3 protein-coding genes, 3 tRNA genes and 1 pseudogene are annotated in these 2,871 nt (G+C 53.8%); all 7 read left to right on the forward strand.

All coding sequences use genetic code 11. From position 1 onward, the window contains the following. The first annotated feature begins 131 nt into the window (after window positions 1-131). The gene (birA, locus tag ACLEJR_RS26895) at window positions 132-1,088 is read left to right on the forward strand and encodes a bifunctional biotin--[acetyl-CoA-carboxylase] ligase/biotin operon repressor BirA (RefSeq protein ID WP_440817735.1); all 957 of its coding nucleotides are present in this window, start codon (window positions 132-134) and stop codon (window positions 1,086-1,088) included. Then, window positions 1,078-1,827 carry a pantothenate kinase gene (locus ACLEJR_RS26900; RefSeq protein WP_440797823.1) on the forward strand — a complete coding sequence of 250 codons (750 nt, stop codon included), beginning with the start codon at window positions 1,078-1,080 and terminating at the stop codon, window positions 1,825-1,827. The genes birA and ACLEJR_RS26900 overlap by 11 nt, the downstream gene beginning before the upstream one ends. A 7-nt stretch (window positions 1,828-1,834) precedes the next feature. Next, window positions 1,835-2,290 carry a hypothetical protein gene (locus ACLEJR_RS26905; RefSeq protein WP_440797825.1) on the forward strand — a complete coding sequence of 152 codons (456 nt, stop codon included), beginning with the start codon at window positions 1,835-1,837 and terminating at the stop codon, window positions 2,288-2,290. Between the two features lie 143 nt (window positions 2,291-2,433). Beyond that, window positions 2,434-2,518: transfer RNA gene (locus ACLEJR_RS26910), tRNA-Tyr, on the forward strand. A 24-nt stretch (window positions 2,519-2,542) separates the two neighbouring features. Beyond that, a tRNA-Gly gene (locus ACLEJR_RS26915) sits at window positions 2,543-2,616 on the forward strand. Window positions 2,617-2,642: 26 nt separating this feature from the next. Next, window positions 2,643-2,718, forward strand: a tRNA-Thr gene (locus ACLEJR_RS26920). An 84-nt stretch (window positions 2,719-2,802) separates the two neighbouring features. Beyond that, window positions 2,803-2,871: pseudogene (locus ACLEJR_RS26925) on the forward strand (GTP-binding protein); the annotation flags it as partial.

Consider the following 2,871-nt stretch of genomic DNA (forward strand, 5'->3'; position numbering starts at 1 on the left):
AAATTCCGAAACCCCTATCTGCTGACGCAGGTAGGGGTTTTGTTTTGCCCGCGGGAAAGTGATCCTGTGTTTCTATGCAACTGCCTTTCTCGTGGCTATCATGCGGGCCTTATTATCAGGGCGCAGTCCGCATGCTCACGTTGCTAAAACTTCTCAAGGATGGACGCTTTCATTCCGGTCAGGCGCTTGGTGGCGCCCTGGGCGTCAGTCGTAGTGCTGTGTGGAAGCAGTTGCAACTCCTTGAAGCCGAGTTCGGGTTGTCCGTTCACAAAGTGCGTGGCAGGGGGTACCAGCTGGCTAAGCCGCTATTGCTTCTTGATGCAGCGCAAATTCGTGCAAAAGGGCTGTGTGAGTGGCCTGTCCATACATTCGACGTGATTGACTCCACCAATGCCGAGGCGCTGCGCTCAATCGAGCGCGGGGTAGAGGCGCCATTCCTTATCCTGGCTGAACGACAGGTGGCTGGGCGCGGGCGACGAGGGCGTAAGTGGGTCAGTCCGTTTGCCGACAATCTTTATTACAGTCTCGTATTGCGCATTGATGGTGGTATGCGACAACTCGAAGGGCTTAGCCTCGTAGTTGGCCTTGCAGTCATGCATACATTGCGTGATATGGGGGTTGTCGAGGCGGGACTGAAATGGCCAAACGACGTGCTGGTGGGAGAGAAGAAAATTGCGGGAATCTTGCTGGAGTTGGTGGGAGATCCTGCGGACGTTTGTCACGTTGTCCTGGGTATCGGTATTAATGTGAACATGCAATCGACTGATGAGGTCGAGCAGCAGTGGACCTCCATGTGCCTAGAGATCGGCATGGATTTGGATAGAAATGAGTTGGTGGCGCGAATGAGTGCGAAGCTTCAGCAATATTTGAAGCTCCACCAGGCGTCGGGATTCGCCGCGATCCAGTCCGAATGGGAGCATTACCATCTGTGGCAGGGGCGAACTGTATCGCTGATTGCTGGGACTACTCGGATTGACGGCGTTGTGGCGGGTATTGATCTCCAGGGTGCGCTGCGTTTGAAGGTGGATGGTGTGGAAAAAATCTTTAGCGGTGGTGAGCTCAGTTTGAGGTTACGTGATGATTCTTGAGCTCGATTGCGGCAATAGTTTTATAAAGTGGCGGGTCCTTCACTCTGATGGCGTGACTCCTGTTGACGGTGGCGTGGTCAGTTCCGATGGAGATCTCTTGGCGTGCTTGAGTAATGCCGAGAAATTCCATTTGGAAAAATGCCGGCTTGTGAGCGTAAGGACTCCGGAGGAAACCGATTCGCTGGTGACGGCATTGGTTGATGCGTTTCGAGTATCCGTGGCTCGTGCAGTGCCGACGGAGGAAATGGCTGGCGTGCGAAACGGATATAGGGATTTTGAGCGGTTGGGTCTCGACCGTTGGTTGGCATTGCTTGGTGGGTTCCATCTTGCCTCGGGCGCGTGTCTGGTGCTTGACTTTGGAACTGCGGTTACAGCCGACTTCGTCGCCGCCAACGGTGAGCATCTGGGCGGGTTTATATGTCCTGGGATGCCGCTGATGCGAAATCAGTTGCGGACTCATACCCGGCGAATTCGCTATGACGATACTGCAGCGGAGCGGGCTCATGAGAGCCTTGCCCCAGGCCGGGCGACTGTTGAGGCGGTTGAGCGGGGTTGCACGCTGATGCTCAGGGGGTTCGTCCTGACTCAGCTTGAATTGGCTCGGCAGTACTGGGGAGGGGATTTTGAGGTGTTCCTCACGGGAGGGGATGCGAATCTAGTTGCCGGGATTGTTCCTGATGCCAGGATGGTGCCTGACTTGGTTTTTGTCGGTCTGGCGATGGCCTGTCCGTTATCTTGAGGTTTTTATGCGGTGGCTTTTCCTGCTGTTGTTGGTTCTGAATATCTTTTATTACATATGGCATCAGCAAGAAGCGCCGCTTCGAGCCAAAGACGTAACCCCGCTGAGCTTGTACCGCGGATCGCAGCAAGATATTCATCTCTTGAGCGAGGCGGCGGACGCGCTCGCCAGGCGTGATTCAGGCAAAGCCGCCGAGGGGCTGAAGAGCTGCATCTATCTTGGCGGTTTCGTTCGATCAGAATTGGCCAGGCAGCTCGAGCAGCGGCTGGTTGCCTCGGGTATTGCGGGTCGTACCGTTACATTGTCTGGGCCAGCACTCCCTGAGGGGGCAGGATTCTGGGTCCAGGTACCGCCGGAAGGTGGAGGAAAGGTGAGTGAGGCGCTGCTTCAAAACCTTTCTAAAGAATTCAATGAGTTAAAACATAAAATAATGCCATGCGAAGGGGTTGCACCCGCAGGATAGTTTGCATAGAATGGCGCCCGCTTCGCAGCGAAGACCTTTTATAGTCAATGCCGCGAAGCGTGGTCAATGCAGCTAACCTCAGGTTTTTTAATGAGAAATTGCTTGACAGAAGGCTGGCATGATGTAGAATGCCGGCTCGCTTAGGAGGGGTTCCCGAGCGGCCAAAGGGATCAGACTGTAAATCTGACGTCTACGACTTCGAAGGTTCGAATCCTTCCCCCTCCACCATTTTTAGCGTGAGCTGCAAGCTCCGCGGGTATAGTTTAGTGGTAGAACCTCAGCCTTCCAAGCTGATGATGCGGGTTCGATTCCCGCTACCCGCTCCAAGTTTGCAGGTTGTGCAAAGTGTTTTGCTCTTGTAGCTCAGTTGGTAGAGCACACCCTTGGTAAGGGTGAGGTCAGCGGTTCAAATCCGCTCAAGAGCTCCATATAACAAGGCAGATATGAAAATATCTGCCTTTGTTTTAATGGCTTGTGTGACTTGCTAAATTCTTCTCCTAGGGGTGATTTCGATGGCTAAGGAAAAGTTCGAACGTAATAAGCCGCACGTCAACGTTGGTACCATTGGTCACGTTGACCAC

Origin of the sequence: Pseudomonas sp. SMN5, assembly GCF_052041925.1 — a bacterium.
Classification (GTDB): Bacteria; Pseudomonadota; Gammaproteobacteria; order Pseudomonadales; family Pseudomonadaceae; genus Aquipseudomonas.